We start from the raw sequence: 16,876 nt of genomic DNA on the forward strand, positions 1-16,876 counted from the left end.
GGCGGCCTGCACGGGTGCGGGCCCGAGGGTGCGGCGGGCCTTGAGCAGGGCGTCGAGGTGTCCGGCGTTGACCTGCCCGGCGGCGAGGGCGGCGGTGAAGCGGGGCAGCTCGGCGACGAGGCGTGCGCGCACCAGCCGGGTCGCGGCATCGCCCGGGTCCAGGCGCAGGTGGTGGCGCAGCCAGGCCTTGGTGGTGGGTGCCTGGTCGTGGCGGTAGGCCTCGCGGGCGTCGACCGCGCGCAGGGTCGCGGCTTCCAGTGCGGCGAGCCGGGCCTGCAGCCCGGCGATCACGCGCAGCCGCGCGAGCAGCGACTCCGCGTCGAGCTCGCCGGCAGGCAGGGCGGCGGCGGTGTCGAGGGCGTCGGCCGCGACCGCCCACGCACCCGCATCCTGCACCGCCACTGCAACCATGCGCCGAACCTAACAGCCACCGCTGACACAGTCCGGCCGCGACAGAAACCCCTGTGGACAAGCATATCCACGACGTCGAGATGTCCACAGCTGCGCAGATGCGGCTGTGGATTGACGACAGACCACACAATCCCAGTCAGTCGCGACAGGCTGCGTGGTCAGGAGCCCGCTGGTCAGGGCTGCTCGCACGCCGGAGCATCGCCCGCGAGCGACGCGCCTCCGAGCCACGACGGCAGCGCCCGCGTCTCGGGGACCGGCGCCCATCCCGACTCGGAGCGGGCGTAGCCCCACGACGGCCCGTCCTCGAGCAACGTCCGCAGCGCGTCCAGCAGCCGCTCGACGTCGTCGCTCGACGTGCCGAGCCCGACGCTCACCCGCACCGCGGCCGCGGTGCCGAGGCGCGCGAGCAGCGGGTGGGCGCAGAAGCGGCCGTCGCGTACTCCGATGCCGTGCTCCGCGGAGAGGTAGGCCGCCACCTCGCCCGGGTCGCGGCCCGGCACGCTGAACGTCACGATGCCGACCACATCGGTCGCGTCGTGCCAGATGCGGTGCGTCCGGATGCCGAGGGAGGCCAGGCCCTCGGACAGCCGGGACGTGAGCGCGTGCTCGTGCGCCTCGAGCGCACCGTCGCGCAGCTCGCCCAGTGCCCGCGCGGCTGCTGCCAGCGCCGCGACGCCGAGGACGTTGGGTGTACCCCCTTCGTGGCGCGCGGGCGCCGTGGTCCACTCCGTCGCCTCGACGCGTACCTCTCGCACGGCGCCACCACCGGCGAGGTAGGGCTCGGCGGTGTCGAGCCAGTCGCGACGGCCGACCAGGGCACCGGCACCGTAGGGCGCGTAGAGCTTGTGGCCGGAGAAGGCGAGGTAGTCGACCCCGGTCGCGGCGAGGTCGACCCGGCGGTGCGGGACGAGCTGCGCGCCGTCGACGGCCAGCCGTGCACCGTGGGCGTGGGCCAGGTCGGCGAGCCGGCGCAGCGGCAGGCACTCGCCGGTCACGTTGGACGCGCCGGTCACGCTGAGCAGGGCGGTGGGCCGTCGTGCGAGCTCGGCCTGCAGCGCCCCGAGCGTCTCCTCGACGCTGGAGCCGCTGCGCACGATGCGGTCGCCGCGGCGCTGCCAGGGCAGGAGGTTCGCGTGGTGCTCGACGTCGAGCACGACCACCTCGCCCGGCACCGCGCTCGCCAGGAGGCCCAGGGCGTCGGTGGTGTTGCGGGTGAACACCACCACGTCGTCGGCACGGGCACCCACGAACGAGGCGACCTCGGCACGCGACTGCTCGTAGACCGCGGTGCACAGCCGCGACAGGTAGCCCGCGCCGCGGTGCACGCTGGACCAGTACGGCGTCAGCTGCGCAACGGCCGCGGCCACCTGCTCGAGCGCCGGTGCGCTGGCCGCGATGTCGAGGTTCGCGTAGCGGCGGGTCGAGCCGTCGACGAGCGGGACCTGCGTCGTCGCACCCACCAGGGCGGCGAGGGGAGCGACAGGGACGGACAGAGCCTGGACGGACATGAGGAACCCCTCTGTCGAGGGACCCGGAGGAGCTCGGGTCCGCGCTTGCCGGGCCCCCGGTCGGGGTCGGCCGTGTCGTCACCCGGGGCACCCCGCCGCGAAGGAGGAGGGTTGCCGGCCAGCAAGCCGGGGCTGAACGCTGGCGCTCGTGACAGCTGCACACGCTAGCGCGTGCTCCCCGGCTGTTGTCCAGTCCCGGGAGCCGGAAAACGCAGCGCTTGACATTGTCTACCGGATCAGTAGAGTTAGCGCCACGGTCATGAGTGCCAGCGACAAGCCCCGGCTCGCTGGCCGGCAACCCTCGCAGTGCGGTGGGGTGCCCCGGGTGACGACCAGGTCTGCGACCGCACGGTCCGCAGGCAAGCGCTCTGCTCCTGAAGGAGGGTCCGTGCAGCACTCGACGAGGTGCCACGACGACCAGCACGTGCGCGGTTCTGCCGACCCGCTGCTGACCTCACGGCGCCACGTGGACCTCGTCCGCGTCGCCAGCTGCACCTGTCGCTGACCTGACGTGCCGCCCAAGGGGGCGGCCGACAGTGACGTCCGTCCACCGCGTACCTCTGTGCGTGCGCTCAGCCCTGCCCGCGCTCCGCCGTCCCGGCAGGACGGCCGAGCGCAGCCCTCCCACACCAGGAGACCCCTCGTGCCTGTGCCCCTCTCCGTCCTCGACCTGTCGCCGGTGCCCTCCGGCGGCACAGCGAGTGACGCGTTCAACAACACGCTGCGCCTCGCGAAGGCGGTGGAGTCGTTCGGCTACAAGCGCTACTGGCTGGCCGAGCACCACCTCGTGCCAGGCGTCATCAGCTCCGCCCCCGCGGTGCTCGGGGCGCTGGTGGCAGGAGCGACGCGCACCCTGCGCGTCGGCTCCGGAGCCGTGCTGCTCGGCCACCAGACCGCGCTCTCGGTCGTCGAGCAGTTCGGCCTGCTGGACGTCGCCTTCCCCGGCCGCATCGACCTCGGCATCGGGCGCTCCGGAGCGCCGCGCCTGCCGGGAACGTCAGCAGCGCCGGCGCGGTCGCCGCAGCCGGCACACGAGGTCGACGGCCTGGTCATCCCGGAGCCGTTCGCCTTCACGCTCTCGGGCGAGCTCGGCGAGAGGATCCGCACGCAGCTGCAGCTGCTCACGCTGCCTGGGGCACAGAGCCCGGGTTTCGCCGCCCAGGTCGACGACGTGCTCGCCTTCGTCAACGGCAGCTTCACGACCGAGTCGGGTCACCGCGCGCACGCCGTGCCCGGCGAGGGCGCCGACCTGCAGGTGTGGGTCCTGGGCAGCAGCGGCGGTGAGAGCGCCCGCGTCGCAGGGGAGCGAGGGCTCCCCTTCGCCGCCAACTACCACGTGACGCCGTCGAACGTCCTCGACGCGGTCGCCGCCTACCGCGAGGCGTTCCGGCCGTCGCAGTGGCTCGACGAGCCCTACGTCGTGGTCTCCGCTGACGCGGTCGTCGCCGAGACCAGTGAGCGCGCCCGCGAGCTGGCTTCGCCCTACGGCCTGTGGGTCCGCAGCATCCGCGCCGGCGGGGGAGCGATCCCCTACCCGTCGCCGAAGGAGGCCGCCGAGCACGAGTGGTCCGACGAGGACCGCAAGCTCGTCGCCGACCGCGTCAGCACGCAGTTCGTCGGCACGCCCGCCGAGGTCGTCGAGCGCCTGCAGACGCTGCAGCGTGTCACGGGCGCCGACGAGCTCGTCGTCACCACTGTCACCCACGACCACGTCGACCGCGAGCGCTCCTACGAGCTGCTCGCCGCCGCGTGGGCGTCCGCAGACGAGGGACCGACCCGATGACCACGACAGACCACCTCCACCTCGCAGTGGCGCTGGACGGCGCCGGCTGGCACCCCGCCGCGTGGCGGGCCGCGGGCACCGCGCCCGCCGACCTCCTCTCCGCCGACCACTCCCTCGGCCTCGTTCGCCAGGCAGAGGCCGGGCTGCTCGACCTCGTGACGTTCGAGGACTCCTTCGCGGTGCAGTCCTCGTCGCGCGAGCGGCTCGACGAGCGCACCGACCAGGTACGCGGCCGGCTCGACGCCCTGCTCCTGGCCTCCCGCCTCGCCCCGCTCACGAAGCAGATCGGCCTCGTGCCGACCGTCACCACGACGCACACCGAGCCGTTCCACGTCTCGACCTCGGTCGCGACGCTGGACTGGGTCAGCAGGGGCAGGGCCGGCTGGCGGGTGCAGGTCTCGGCCCGCGACGTCGAGGCCGAGCAGTTCGGCCGTCGCGAGGCGCCGCACCTGGACCTCGCCGCGTACCAAGCCGGTCAGCAGCAGGAGGTCGTCGCCGAGCTGTTCGACGAGGCGGCCGATGTCGTCGAGGTCGTCCGCCGGCTCTGGGACAGCTGGGAGGACGACGCGATCATCCGCGACGCGAGCACCGGGCGCTTCGTCGACCGCGACAAGCTGCACTACGTCGAGTTCGAGGGCCGCTGGTTCTCCGTCAAGGGCCCGTCGATCGTGCCGCGCTCGCCGCAAGGCCAGCCGGTCGTCGTCGCGCTGGCGCACGCCCGCATCCCCTACGAGTTGGCCGCCCGATCGGCCGACGTCGTGCTCGTGACGCCGCACGACGACCGGTCAGCCGCCGCGATCGAGGCGGAGGTGCGCGCAGCGGAAGCCGCCGTAACCCGCCGGGGGACGCCGCTGCAGGTGTGGGGCGAGGTGCTCGTGCTCCTCGACGACAACGCCGCCGTGGCACGCTCGCGCAAGGAGCGCCTCGACGAGCTCGACGGAGCGCCGTTGGAGTCCGACGCACTGGTGTTCACAGGTACGCCGGGGCAGCTCGCCGACCAGCTGCTCGCCTGGCGAGAGCGGGGCTACACAGGCTTCCGGCTGCGTCCCGGCGTCGCCCAGGTCGACGTGCCCCACATCGTCCACGGCCTGGTGCCCGAGCTGCAGCGGCGCGGCGCCTTCCGCACCGCCTACGAGGCGGACACCCTGCGCGGCCTGCTCGACCTCGCCCCTGCCGCCAACCGCTACGCCGCCCCCGCGGCCTGACGCGAGAGCCACTCATGACCACCACCGACCAGCGCAAGCGCCAGGTGATCCTGGCCGCCCACTTCCCGGGCGTGAACAACACCACCGTGTGGAGCGACCCCGACTCGGGCAGCCAGATCGACTTCGACTCCTTCGTCCACCTCGCCCGCACAGCCGAACGCGGCAAGCTCGACTTCTTCTTCCTCGCCGAGGGACTGCGCCTGCGCGAGCAGCGCGGCAGGATCCACGACCTCGATGTCGTGGGTCGGCCGCACACGCTCTCGGTGCTCGCGGCGCTCGCCGCGGTCACCGAGCACCTCGGCCTCGCCGGCACCATCAACGCCACCTTCAACGAGCCCTACGAGCTCGCCCGCCAGCTGGCCTCGCTCGACCATCTGTCCGGCGGGCGGGCGGCCTGGAACGTCGTCACCTCGTCCGACGCCTTCACCGGCGAGAACTTCCGGCGCGGCGGCTACCTCGACCACGCCCTGCGCTACGAGCGTGCCGGCGAGTTCATCCAGACCGCCCGTGAGCTCTGGGACTCGTGGGCGCCGGGGACGGTGGTGGCCGACCGGGCCACCGGCACGTACGTCACCGACCCCCGCGCCGGCGAGTTCGAGCACCACGGACCGCAGTTCGACATCGCCGGCCGCTCCACCGTGCCGCGCAGCCCGCAGGGCCACCCGGTCATCCTGCAGGCCGGCGACTCCGTCGAGGGCCGCGAGCTGGCCGCCAGCACGGCCGACGCCATCTTCAGCCGGCACAGCGCGTTCGACCCCGCCCGGGCGTTCTACACCGACGTCAAGGACCGGCTCGCGACCTACGGCCGCGACCGCGACGAGCTCAAGATCCTCCCGGCCGTGACCTACGCCCTCGGCGAGACCGAGGAGGAGGCGCAGGCCAATGCCGCGGCCGTGCGCCGCCAGCAGGTCAGCCCGCAGACGGCCATCCTGCTGCTGGAGCAGCTGTGGAACCGCGACCTGTCCGCCTACGACGCCGACGGGCCCCTGCCCGAGGTCGACCCCGACGTGTCGGCGGACTCGATCATCCGGGGCAGGGCACCGATGTACAAGGAGCCGCTGAAGACGGCCAAGGAGTGGCGCGAGCTCGCGGACGCCCACGGCTACAGCATCCGCGACCTCGTCATCCACGTCACCGGCCGCCAGTCGTTCATCGGCACGCCGGCGCAGGTCGCCGAGCAGATCGACACCTACGTCCAGGCCGAGGCGGCCGACGGCTTCATCCTCGTCCCGCACATCACGCCCGCCGGTCTCGACCCCTTCGTCGACTCCGTCGTGCCGCTGCTGCAGGAGCGCGGCGTCTTCCGCACCGACTACGAGGGTGCCACCCTGCGCGAGAACCTGGGCCTGCCGCCGGCCCGGCCGGCCTCGAGCACGGCGCGGGCACGTCGGGCGGTGTCGGCGTGACGGCGCTCTACGAGTCCGACCTCGACGTGGCGCGGGTGACCTCGGACCTCTTCAAGCAGGTGTTCCGCCGCCACGCCGCAGGCGTCGCGGTCATCGCGACGGGAGGCGCGTCGCCGACGGGCTTCACGGCTACCTCCCTCGTCTCGCTGTCGGCGGACCCGCCGCTGCTGAGCTTCAACGTCTCGCACGGCTCGTCGAGCTGGCCGGCCGTCGAGAGGGCGACGCACCTCTCGCTCCACCTGCTCGCGGTCGACCAGCAGGACGTGGCGACGGTGTTCGCCACCAGCGGCATCGACCGCTTCGCCGCTCTCGACGACTGGCGCCGCGGTCCGCTCGGCCTGCCGGTCATCGGCGGGGTGATGGCGTGGATGGCCGTCGCGGTGCGGGCCAAGGTGCCGGCGGGCGACTCCTCCGTCGTCATCGCCGAGGTCATGCACGCCGAGCACACCGACAGCGACCCGCTGCTCTTCCACGGCGGCCGCTACGGCGCGCTCTCCCGCCCGGCGGGTGTGCAGTGAGCACGGAGCTCGCGACCGTCCCCGTCGACCCCACGACGCGCGCCGCGCACGAGGAGGTCGTGCCGCTCCGGCACCCGGGGCGCTGGATCGCGACCGCGGTGGTGCTCGTGGTGCTTGCTCAGCTCGTGCACGGACTGGTGACGAACCCCTTCTTCCAGTGGGACCGGTTCCGCTACTGGTTCTTCCGCCCGGTCATCCTCGACGGGCTGGTCATCACGCTCAAGGTGGCGGCAGCGAGCGCGGCGCTCGGCCTGCTGGCCGGGGTGGTGCTTGCCCTCGGCCGGCTCTCGCGCAACCCGGTGCTCAACGCCGTCAGCTGGGTCTACGTCTGGCTGTTCCGCTCGGTGCCGCTGATCGTCGTGCTGCTCTTCCTCTACAACTTCAGCGCGCTCTACCAGACGCTGAGCCTCGGAGTGCCGTTCGGACCGGAGTTCTTCCGCTTCGACGAGAGCAGGCTCGCCACCGACACGGTGATCGCCATCATCGGGCTCAGCCTCAACGAGGCCGCCTACGCCGCCGAGGTCGTGCGCGCCGGCATCCTGTCGGTCGACCAGGGCCAGCAGGACGCGGCTGCAGCGCTCGGCCTGCCCCGGGGCTACCACTTCACCCGCATCGTGCTGCCGCAGGCGCTGCGCTCGATCATCCCGTCCTACGTCAACCAGCTGATCGGTCTGCTGAAGGCCACGTCGCTGGTGTTCTACGTCTCGCTGCTCGACCTGTTCGGCTCTGTGCAGAGCCTCGGCAGCACCTACTCCGGCGAGATCGTGCCGCTGCTGATGGTTGCGACGGTCTGGTACGTCGTGCTCACCAGCGTCGTGTCCGTCGTCCAGTTCTACGTCGAGCGCTACTACTCGCGCGGCGCGCTGCGCAACCTGCCTCCCACGCCGCTCCAGCGGCTGCGGGCGGCGCTCTCCCGGCAGGCCGCCGCTGCACCGACAGGAGCCACCCGATGACCACCACTGCCGTCACGTCGGCACCACTGCGTACTACTCCGGCAGTCTTCCCGCTGCCGACGCTGGCCGCCGAGCACCCTGCCGCCGTCGAGGTGGTCGGCGCGCACAAGTCGTACGCCGGACGCGAGGTCCTGCGCGGCATCGACCTCGCCGTCCGGCCCGGTGAGGTGACCGTCGTCATCGGGCCCTCGGGCTCCGGCAAGTCGACCCTGCTGCGCGCGGTCAACCACCTCGAGAAGCTCGACCGCGGTCACGTCAGCATCAACGGCGAGCTGCTCGGCGTCCGTCGCCACCGCGGTCGGCTCAAGGAGCTGCCCGAGCGCGAGATCCTCGCCCAGCGCCGACGCATCGGCTTCGTCTTCCAGGGCTTCAACCTCTTCCCGCACCTGAGCGTGCTCGACAACGTGGCCGCGGCCCCTGTCGCCTCGGGCCAGCTGGGCCGGCCTGCGGCGCGCGAGCTCGCCCGCGAGCTGCTCGACCGGGTGGGCCTCGGCGACAAGGTCGACGCCTACCCCCGCCAGCTCTCAGGCGGCCAGCAGCAGCGGGTCGCCATCGCCCGGGCCCTCGCCCAGCAGCCGGGCGTCATCCTCTTCGACGAGCCGACCTCCGCCCTCGACCCCGAGCTCGTCGGCGAGGTGCTCGCCGTCATCCAGGCGCTCGCCACCGGCGGCACCACCCTGGTCGTCGTCACCCACGAGATCGGCTTCGCCCGCGAGGTCGCCGACACCGTCGTCTTCCTCGACGACGGGCGGATCGTCGAGCAGGGCCCGCCCGCGCAGGTCCTCGACCGCCCGCAGCACCAGCGCACACGAGACTTCCTGCGCGCCGTCCTCTGACGCACGCCGCACCCCACCAACCCCCCACGAACCACTTCCGAGGAACTCCCATGCCTTCTTCCGCTGCCAGACCCGCCCTCGCCGCCCTCACGGCCCTCGCCCTCACCGCCCTGGCCGCCTGCGGCAGCAGCGGCGACGACGCGGGGTCGAGCCCCCGCACCAGCAACGTCGCAGCCGCCGGAGGGGCCGCCTCGGTGCAGGTCGGCGCCGTCTCGAACGGAGCCGCCACGCCGGTGACGCTCACCGTGCCGGAGGTCGCGGCCATCCGCGCCGAGCTGCCCAAGGCGCTCGTCGACAAGGGCAAGATCGTCATCGGTCTCGGCCTGCTGCCCTCGGGCAGCCCGCCGCTCGGCTACACCGGCTCCGACCAGAAGACGCTCACCGGCTCCGAGCCCGACCTGGGCCGACTGGTGGCCGCCGTCTTCGGCCTGACCCCGGTGCTGACCAACGCCACGTGGGAGAACCTGTTCGTCGGGCTCGACAGCGGCAAGACCGACGTCGGCATCACCAACATCACCGACACCGAGCAGCGCAAGCTGAAGTACGACTTCGCGACCTACCGGCAGGACAACCTCGGGTTCGAGGTGCTGAAGTCCAACAGCTGGACCTTCGACGGCACCGCCGAGAGCCTCGCCGGGAAGACCGTCGTAGTGGGAGCCGGCACCAACCAGGAGAAGATCCTGCTGGAGTGGCAGGCGAAGCTCAAGGCCGCCGGCAAGAAGCTGACGGTGAAGTACTTCCCCGACCAGGGCACCACCTACCTCGCGTTGAGCTCCGGCAAGGCCGACGCCTACTTCGCGCCCAACCCGAGCATCGCCTACCACGTCACGCAGTCGCAGAGCTCGTCCCACCCGACGCGAAACGCGGGCACCTACTCCGGTGCAGGTGCGTCGCTGCAGGGCCTGATCGCTGCCACGTCGAAGAAGGGCAGCGGGCTGGCGAAGCCGCTGGCCGACGCCATCAACTACCTCATCGACAACGGGCAGTACGCCGCCTGGCTCAAGGCGTGGAACCTGTCCAACGAGGCCGTCAAGACCTCGGAGGTCAACCCGCCCGGCCTTCCGATCACCAACTCCTGACCACGGAGACCACCGTGCTCCACCTCGAGCCACTGGGAACCTACGTGACTACATCGATCGCCGGTCCCGTCTACGCGACACCGGCGGACCCCGGCCGCATCGGCGACTACCGCATCGTGCGCGAGCCGGGCGACACCAGGCCGCTCTACCGCTTCCGCGACCGGCTCGGCGCGCAGGCGGAACCCGGCCGCTTCCACCTCTACGCCGGCTGGTTCTGCCCGTGGGCCCAGCGGAGCACGCTCGTCGTCGCCCTCGCGGGACTGCAGGACGCCGTGTCGGTTTCCTACGTGGACGGCGCCCGCGACGCGCGGGGCTGGGCCTTCCGCGAGACGTCCGGTCCTGACCCGGTCAACGGGTTCGTGCTCCTGCGCGATGCCTACGAGGCGACCGAGCCGGGGTTCGACGGGCACGTGTCCGTGCCGACGCTCTGGGACCGGCGGACCCGGCGCGTGGTCAGCAACGACTACGGGCTGCTCGACGCCGACCTCGCCACGGCGTTCCTGCACCTGTCGACGACCGGGCTGGAGCTCTACCCGGCAGCCCTGCGCGACCGGGTCGACGAGCTCGACCGCTGGCTCGGCCCGGCCGTCAACGCGGGCGTCACGGCGGCGCAGGGCGATGGCGAGCAGGCGCTCTCGGCACGGGCACGGTTGAACGAGGCGTTCGAGGCGCTCGACGCGCGACTGGCGGGCTCCCGCTTCCTGCTCGGCGACCGGCTGACACTGGCCGACGTGCGCCTGTGGGTGACGCTCGTGCGCTACGACGTGCAGGCCAACGCGACGGGGGCGCTCGGCGGCCCGCTCGCCGACCACCCCCAGCTGTGGGACTACGCGCGCGACCTCTACCAGCGTCAAGCGTTCCGGTCCACGACAGACCTCTCGACCTTCACCGCGCCGGGCGCGCTCGTGCCCGACTGGGAGCGGCCGACGAGGAGGTCGGCGGGGGTGGCACCGTGACCGAGCTGCTGGCTCCCGGGACGGCGAGCGGCTCCGACGAGTCGCTGCTCGACAACGCGGCCTGGGCCTCGCTCACCGGCGGGCACAGCTCTTTCGCACAAGGGGAGGACCTGGTGCTGCGCTACCCGCCCGACGTGTCTCCCTTCGTGGCCGTCGCTCCCGGGGCGGGCAGCTGCGTGTGGCCGGAGCTCGCGCGACTGGCCGGACCGGGGGAGGTCGTGGCGCTCTCCGGCGCAGCTGTCGACATCGCCACCCTGCCCGACGACTGGCATCTGGTCGGGAGCGGCGAGGGTGTCCAGCTGGTCGCCACCGCCGCCCTCACGTCTGCGCCGGAGCCCGAGGCGGTGCTGCTCGGCGCACCCGACGTCGAGGAGATGCTCGAGCTGGTCGCTCGCACACAGCCCGGCCCGTTCCTGCCGCGCACCTACCAGCTCGGCACCTACCTCGGCATCCGCCAGGAGGGACGTCTCGTCGCGATGGCCGGCGAGCGGTTGCACCCGCGCGGGTGGACCGAGATCAGCGCGGTCTGCTCCGACCCGGCCCACCGTCGGCGCGGTCTCGCGACCCGGCTGGTGCGGGCGGTCGCCCACGGCATCCGCGAGCGCGGCGAGACGCCGTTCATGCATGCCGCGGCCACCAACGTGGACGCGATCCGGCTCTACGAGTCGATCGGGTTCCGGCTGCGCCGGCGCACCGGCTTCTGGGCGGTCCGGACGCCGGGCGCCGCCGTCAGCGCGTGAAGGGCAGCAGGGCGCGGGTGAACTGCCACGGCCGCTGGGCGACCCCCGAGCACGAGTCGCTGCCGGCGGTGCCGACGCAGCCGCCGTTGTCGCGCTGCAGCGCCCAGAACGACACGGTGCCGATGCCCGCCCGCTCGGCCCACCGCTCGAACGGCACGGCCTGGTCGGCGCGGAAGACCTCCGGCGGCCCGTAGTCGTCGATGCCGAGCATCTGCGTCACCCCGACCGTCGACCACAGCCGGTCTGTCGGCACGCCCGGGTGCAGGTCGGCGAGCTGCCCGACGAGCGCGGTGGCAGCGCCCTGGGCGTCGCGCAGCATGTCGTGCGGCGCGTCGTCGTAGTAGTCGAAGGTCATGATGTTGACGACGTCGATCCGGGCGTGGGCCTTCTCCGCGCTGCGCAGCACCGCGAGCCCGTCGTCCTCCAGCCCGTGCGTCGAGGTCGGCAGCGTGTAGGACACCTGCAGCGGCACGTGCTCGCGCGCTGCCCACCGCTGCACGCGGTTGATCGCGCGGTTGCGGCGCACGACCGCCGCAGCGTTCGCGAGCGAGGCGTCCTCGACGTCGAGGTCGATGCGGCTCACGGAGTAGGTGCGGATCACCGACTCGTAGGCCTCGGCGATCTTGCTGACGCTCGAGCAGCTGTCGGCGATGTCGGTGCCGGTGCTGTCGGCCGAGTAGCCGCCGAACGACGGGATGACGTCGCCGCCGCGTGCCTGGATCGCCGCGATGTCGGCGCCCCACGTCGCGGGTGAGACCGGCTGCGAGGTGTCGCCGTTCCACCAGACCGTGCACGAGCCCGGGCGCTCGGTCTGGAAGAAGGCGAGCGTCAGGTGCTTCGCGCCTGACGCGCGCGAGACCGCGAGCGGGCTCTCGCCCGTGTAGGCCTCGAAGTACGGCGCGAACACGTGTGCCGGCAGCGGCTCGGGCGTCCGGCCGGGTGCCGGCACCGGTGCGTCCGGCGGTCCGGCCGGCGAGGCCAGGGCCAGCTGCGCGGCGGCTGCGGCCACAGCCGTACCCGTCATGTCGAGCGCCGGCTCGTCGGTCTGCCACGAGCGCACGTCGTCGACGTAGCTCGAGCCGTGGCCGTCGAAGGCGGCGTAGCCGGGCACCGAGCACGCGCGCATGCCCTCCTGCAGCCCGTCGAGGCCGTCGGCGAAGAGATCCGAGCTGTTGGGCCCGTTGACGACCGCGCCCACGGCGAGCGGCGCCGTGCCGTCGGTGCTGCCGCGCAGGTTCGCCACCTGGTGCTGCATGCAGCGCGGGAAGGTCGTGCCCGCGCCGACCATCGAGCTGACGCCCCAGGCGTTGGCGCCCAGGAGCCAGTCGCGCTGGCTGGTGGCGAAGCCCGCGTAGGAGCGGGAGCCGGTGAGCCGCTCGTACCACCCCTCGGTCGCGACCAGTCCCCACGTGTGGGCGTTGACGTCGAAGTCGGTGTAGACGCCGCCGGCGCGGAAGGGGTCGGAGGCAGCACGGCGTACGCCGGTGGCGAGCTGGCGGCGCACGTCGCCCAGCAGGGTGGCCGGCGACACCGCCGCTGTGCGCCCGTCGGCCGCGAGCGCGCGCACGAGGTCGAGGTGCGCCAGCGCGCTGGTGTCGTAGAGGTTGAAGGTGTCGCCGGTCTCGGTGGCGAGGTAGGCGCGCGCCCAGCGCGAGGCGGCAGCGAGGTACGCGTGCCCGTCGACCCCGAGCGCCTGGCTGGCCAGCGCGATCTCGGCGCCGCCCAGCTCCATGTCGTCGCGCCACGTGCTCTCGGGGTAGAAGTCGTTGGGCAGCGCGGTCGTGAGCGGTTCGGGCGGAGAGGCGGTGTCGGCCAGGGCGTAGAGCGAGGTCGCGCGCCGCAGCTCGCGGGTCGCCCGGTGCCGGTCGGTGCGCGCGTCGACCTGGGCGGCCATCGCGAACGCCGCGGCGACGCGACCGGCGAGGTTGGGGCTGACCGGCTGCCCGGCAGGGGCCGCGTCGAAGACCGGCCGGTGCGAGGTCGCGTAGCGCAGCCCGCGAGCGGTCGTCGCGTCGTCGGCCTCCGGCAGGCGCCAGAGGTCGTGGTCGCCGAGGAAGCTGCCGTCGGCACTGCCGCCACCGAGCCCGACCTGCAGGTGCAGCGTGCGCGTCCCCTCGTCCCACATCTTCGCGAGCCAGCTCTGCCCGCGGCGCGCCTCGTGCCGCAGGTCGTTCGGCGCGGCGGCACCCAGGCTCCGCTCGCTCGCGAGCAGGAGGATGTCCGCGTAGGCAGCGGTGTGCGTGAACTTCAGGTAGTCGCCGGCGTCGAACCAGCCGCCGCTGACGTCGACGGGGCCGCCGGTGCGCGTGAGGTCGTGCTCGAGCACCGCGTCGCTGTCGGGGTCGAAGCTCGGCGTCGCGTAGACGTCGGCGCTGGCGTCGTGCAGGTGGGACGGCTGCCGACGGAGCGGGCCGCCCGGCACCGTGGCGCCGTCGCGCTGCACCCCGAAGAAGCTCACGCCGTCGGCGACGAGCGGGCCGTAGAGGTCGCCGGGGGGCCGCACGGAGAAGGGCACGGACACGGCAGAGGCGTCGCCGGAGACCCGGACGGTGTAGCGACCCGGCGCGCGCACCGACGAGAACGAGACCTCGTAGACCGCGGGCCAGGCAGCGCTCCAGCTGCCACGTGCCCGCGACGGCAGGGCTCCGCTCGCCACGGTCGAGCCGTGCGCGTCGAGGACCGCGTAGGAGCCGTGGAGGGCGCGGCTCGCGAGGACGAAGGCGTGCTTCTCCTCAGCGGGCAGGTAGCCGACCTGGTCGACGCGGACGACGGCCCGCACGGACGCGGCCGACGCGGGCGCGGCGCCGACACCTCCGGTCGCGGCCAGCACGGCGAGGACGCTGATGACGGCGGCTCGTGCACTCCGAGGCATGCGGCACCCGATCTGTCAGGAAACCTTCCTACCGGTCGCCGGGACGCTAGACCCGCGGGCCGTGCCGGTCAAGACCTCGCTCATCGGCCGAAGAGGGTGGCGCGCGCCTCGTCACCGGGCACTGGCCGGGCGAACAGGTAGCCCTGCACGCGCGGGCAGCCCATCTGCACGAGCGCCTCGAGCTGGGCGGCGTCCTCCACGCCCTCGGCGATCACTGTGAGGCCGAGGCTGCGCCCGAGCGCCACCACGGCGCTGACGACCGAGGCGTCGGCGGCGTCGCCGGGGAGGCCCTGCACGAAGGAGCGGTCGATCTTCAGCGCGTCGGCGGGCAGCTGGCGCAGCCACGACAGCGACGAGTAGCCGGTGCCGAAGTCGTCGAGCAGCGTGGCCACCCCCGCCTCGCGCAGGGCCCCCAACATCTGGCGCGCCCGCGTCGGCTCCTGCAGCAGCACGCTCTCGGTGATCTCCAGGCCGAGCTGCGCCGGCGGCAGGCCGGCCTCGCCGAGCACGGCGAGCACGTCGTCGACGAAGCCGGGGTGCAGCAGCTGGCGGCCCGAGACGTTGACGGTGAGGTAGGGCGTCTCCGGCTGTCCCGCGCACCAGCCGGCGAACGTCGTGACGGCCTCGCGCAGCACCCAGCGGCCGAGCTCGACGATGAGGCCGCAGTCCTCGGCGACGGCGATGAACTCCTGCGGGCTGACGACCCCGCGGGTCGGCGACGTCCAGCGCGCCAGCGCCTCGACGCCCACCGGCCGTCCCGTCGCGCTGTCGACGATCGGCTGGTAGACGAGCCGGAAGCCGCCGACCTCGAGCGAGCGGCGCAGCTCGCCCTCCAGCTGCAGCCGGCTCGCGGCGCGGCGCTGCATCGTGGCGTCGAAGACGGCGATCGAGCCGGGCGCGCGCTCCTTGGCCGCGTACATCGCCGAGTCGGCCTCGCGCAGCAGCTCGCGGGCCTCGGTGGCTCCGCTGCGGCACCACGCGATGCCAGTGCTGCCGCGCACGTAGACGTCCGTGCCGCCGACGTGGAGCGGGGTGCTCCACAGCTCCGCGATGCGCTCGGCGACCCGCACCGCCTCGGCTTCGCCCGGCAGGTCCTCGCACAGCACGACGAACTCGTCCCCGCCGAGGCGCGCGACGGTGTCGGAGGGGCGCACGGTCGCCACCAGCAGCGGCGCCAGGGACGCGAGCAGCGCGTCGCCCACCGAGTGGCCCAGGGAGTCGTTGACGTACTTGAACCCGTCGAGGTCGATCATCAGCACGGCGGTGCAGGCACCGGTACGCCTGTCGCGGGTCAGCGCGTGCGTCAGCCCGTCGAGCACGCGGGTCCGGTTCGCCAGCCCGGTGAGCGGGTCGTGCAGTGCCGCCCAGCGGGTCTGCGCCTCGGCCGCGCTGCGGTCGAGGGCACCGGCGAGGACGTTCGCGACGCCGACCAGGAAGTGCTGGTCGTCGGGGTCGTAGTCGCGGGGGCGGTAGGAGTGCGCGCACAGCACGCCGAACGGCCCGCCGGCCCCGCCGCCGACCAGCGTCGTGACGCCGCCCTGCAGCGAGTCGTGGCAGCCGTCCTCGGTCCACGAGAACCGCTCGTCGGCGCGTACGTCTGCGCTCACCACCGTCTGTCCGGTCGCGAGCGTCAGCGCCGCCTGAGAGAGCGCCGCGTCGAGCGGCAGCACCGTGTCGGCGAGCTCGTCGGTCGCGTTGTCGGCCACCGTGCGCAGGCCGTCGTCGTCGCGCCGCAGCACGGTGACGACCTCGATGTCGAGCACCTCTGCCACCAGGCCCACCGCCCGGCGCAGCAGCGCCGTGGGGTCGACGGCCCGGAGCGCGAAGCTGCCGAGCTCGGCGACCGCGCGCTGCTGGGCGACGCGGCGGTCGAGCTTGGCCAGCGAGGCGCGCGCGGCCTGCTCGGCGATGCGCTGCTCGGTGACGTCGTGGACCTGGAGCATCACGCAGTCGCCCAGCACCGGCACGAGGTCGACGACGGTCTCGTTGCCCGCGGCGGCTCGCGCCGTCTCGTCCGGCTCCTCCGGCGGTCGTCCCGCCATGGTCGCGCGTCTGACGGCGGTCTGCTCGGCGACGACGCGGCGCATGTCGGACACGGCGGCCGGGTCGTGCGGGAAGAGGCCGGCGAACGTGGTGGCGCGCATGTGGTCGAGCCAGGCCTGGCCGACGTAGCTGCGGCCGACCGCGTTGGCGGCCACGAGGACGAAGTCGTCGCCCGTGCGCTGCCACAGGTAGGAGGGGAGCACCGACTGCTCGAAGAGGTCGTTGACCGCCTCCGCGCCCGTCGTCGTGCTGTGCACCCGTGCCCCCGTCTCGCGCACCGTCGTGCGTGCGCCCTCTCAGGGTAGGTCACTCACCGCAGGGGGTCCGTGACGCGGTGCGCTTGCAGCAGGAACGATTCCGGGTGCGCAGGTCAGCGGGGCGGGTCGTCGCGCCCCCTCCGCGCGACGACCTGCCCCCAGCGCCGACCACCCCGGTACGACCCCCCTGCGCACCGCGGCGTCCCCCCGGGCGCCTGACACCTCCAAGGGTGCTGGGACGGCGGCCCGTCGTCTGTCACCGAGCGGACAGCAGCCCTGTCGTCCGTGCGACAGGCGGCCGCCCGGGCA

At 73.3% G+C, this 16,876-nt stretch carries 14 protein-coding genes and 2 riboswitches; of the genes, 10 read left to right on the forward strand and 4 right to left on the reverse strand.

The window, feature by feature from the left end; genetic code table 11:
• Both CLV35_RS17665 and CLV35_RS17670 read right to left on the reverse strand, forming a co-directional pair.
• A partial coding sequence (locus CLV35_RS17665) for a DUF222 domain-containing protein (RefSeq protein ID WP_147432008.1) occupies nucleotides 1–411 on the reverse strand: 411 nt, incomplete at its 3' end.
• Between the two features lie 173 nt (nucleotides 412–584).
• Nucleotides 585–1,919: an aminotransferase class V-fold PLP-dependent enzyme gene (locus CLV35_RS17670; protein WP_121194846.1), complete on the reverse strand. Its 1,335-nt coding sequence runs from the start codon at nucleotides 1,917–1,919 to the stop codon at nucleotides 585–587.
• Between the two features lie 36 nt (nucleotides 1,920–1,955).
• A riboswitch (SAM riboswitch) is annotated at nucleotides 1,956–2,073 on the reverse strand.
• A 101-nt stretch (nucleotides 2,074–2,174) separates the two neighbouring features.
• Nucleotides 2,175–2,291, forward strand: a riboswitch (SAM riboswitch).
• A gap of 52 nt (nucleotides 2,292–2,343) precedes the next feature.
• On the opposite strand from CLV35_RS17670, the gene CLV35_RS21040 reads away from it, so the two are divergent.
• The 10 genes from CLV35_RS21040 (at nucleotide 2,344) to CLV35_RS17715 (ending at nucleotide 11,395) form a co-directional block, all read left to right on the forward strand.
• A complete protein-coding gene (locus CLV35_RS21040; protein ID WP_407938224.1) occupies nucleotides 2,344–2,424 on the forward strand; it encodes a putative leader peptide in 81 nt (26 codons plus the stop codon).
• A 138-nt stretch (nucleotides 2,425–2,562) separates the two neighbouring features.
• A complete protein-coding gene (locus CLV35_RS17675; RefSeq protein ID WP_183062057.1) occupies nucleotides 2,563–3,702 on the forward strand; it encodes an MsnO8 family LLM class oxidoreductase in 1,140 nt (379 codons plus the stop codon).
• Entirely contained in the window at nucleotides 3,699–4,907 is a 1,209-nt protein-coding gene (locus CLV35_RS17680) for an LLM class flavin-dependent oxidoreductase (RefSeq protein ID WP_121194848.1), read from the forward strand. Before CLV35_RS17675 ends, CLV35_RS17680 begins: the two co-directional genes overlap by 4 nt.
• A 14-nt stretch (nucleotides 4,908–4,921) precedes the next feature.
• Nucleotides 4,922–6,313, forward strand: coding sequence for an NtaA/DmoA family FMN-dependent monooxygenase (locus CLV35_RS17685; protein WP_121194849.1), 1,392 nt, complete (start codon nucleotides 4,922–4,924; stop codon nucleotides 6,311–6,313).
• The gene (locus CLV35_RS17690; protein ID WP_121194850.1) at nucleotides 6,310–6,831 is read left to right on the forward strand and encodes a flavin reductase family protein; all 522 of its coding nucleotides are present in this window, start codon (nucleotides 6,310–6,312) and stop codon (nucleotides 6,829–6,831) included. Before CLV35_RS17685 ends, CLV35_RS17690 begins: the two co-directional genes overlap by 4 nt.
• Nucleotides 6,828–7,784, forward strand: a complete 957-nt coding sequence (locus CLV35_RS17695) for an amino acid ABC transporter permease (RefSeq protein WP_121194851.1) — start codon at nucleotides 6,828–6,830, stop codon at nucleotides 7,782–7,784. The genes CLV35_RS17690 and CLV35_RS17695 overlap by 4 nt, the downstream gene beginning before the upstream one ends.
• Nucleotides 7,781–8,620: an amino acid ABC transporter ATP-binding protein gene (locus CLV35_RS17700; RefSeq protein WP_121194852.1), complete on the forward strand. Its 840-nt coding sequence runs from the start codon at nucleotides 7,781–7,783 to the stop codon at nucleotides 8,618–8,620. Before CLV35_RS17695 ends, CLV35_RS17700 begins: the two co-directional genes overlap by 4 nt.
• A 50-nt stretch (nucleotides 8,621–8,670) precedes the next feature.
• Nucleotides 8,671–9,699 carry an ABC transporter substrate-binding protein gene (locus CLV35_RS17705; RefSeq protein ID WP_121194853.1) on the forward strand — a complete coding sequence of 343 codons (1,029 nt, stop codon included), beginning with the start codon at nucleotides 8,671–8,673 and terminating at the stop codon, nucleotides 9,697–9,699.
• Nucleotides 9,700–9,743: 44 nt separating this feature from the next.
• Nucleotides 9,744–10,655, forward strand: coding sequence for a glutathione S-transferase C-terminal domain-containing protein (locus CLV35_RS17710; protein WP_231122003.1), 912 nt, complete (start codon nucleotides 9,744–9,746; stop codon nucleotides 10,653–10,655).
• Nucleotides 10,652–11,395, forward strand: coding sequence for a GNAT family N-acetyltransferase (locus CLV35_RS17715; protein WP_121194854.1), 744 nt, complete (start codon nucleotides 10,652–10,654; stop codon nucleotides 11,393–11,395). Before CLV35_RS17710 ends, CLV35_RS17715 begins: the two co-directional genes overlap by 4 nt.
• On the opposite strand, the gene CLV35_RS17720 is transcribed toward CLV35_RS17715, so the two are convergent.
• Together CLV35_RS17720 and CLV35_RS17725 are read right to left on the reverse strand one after the other, a co-directional pair.
• Nucleotides 11,385–14,267, reverse strand: a complete 2,883-nt coding sequence (locus tag CLV35_RS17720; protein ID WP_231122004.1) for a glycoside hydrolase family 9 protein — start codon at nucleotides 14,265–14,267, stop codon at nucleotides 11,385–11,387. The genes CLV35_RS17715 and CLV35_RS17720 overlap by 11 nt on opposite strands.
• An 80-nt stretch (nucleotides 14,268–14,347) precedes the next feature.
• Nucleotides 14,348–16,567 carry a putative bifunctional diguanylate cyclase/phosphodiesterase gene (locus CLV35_RS17725; protein WP_147432009.1) on the reverse strand — a complete coding sequence of 740 codons (2,220 nt, stop codon included), beginning with the start codon at nucleotides 16,565–16,567 and terminating at the stop codon, nucleotides 14,348–14,350.
• Nucleotides 16,568–16,876: the final 309 nt, after the last annotated feature.

Source organism: Motilibacter peucedani (assembly GCF_003634695.1).
Taxonomy (GTDB): domain Bacteria; phylum Actinomycetota; class Actinomycetes; order Motilibacterales; family Motilibacteraceae; genus Motilibacter; species Motilibacter peucedani.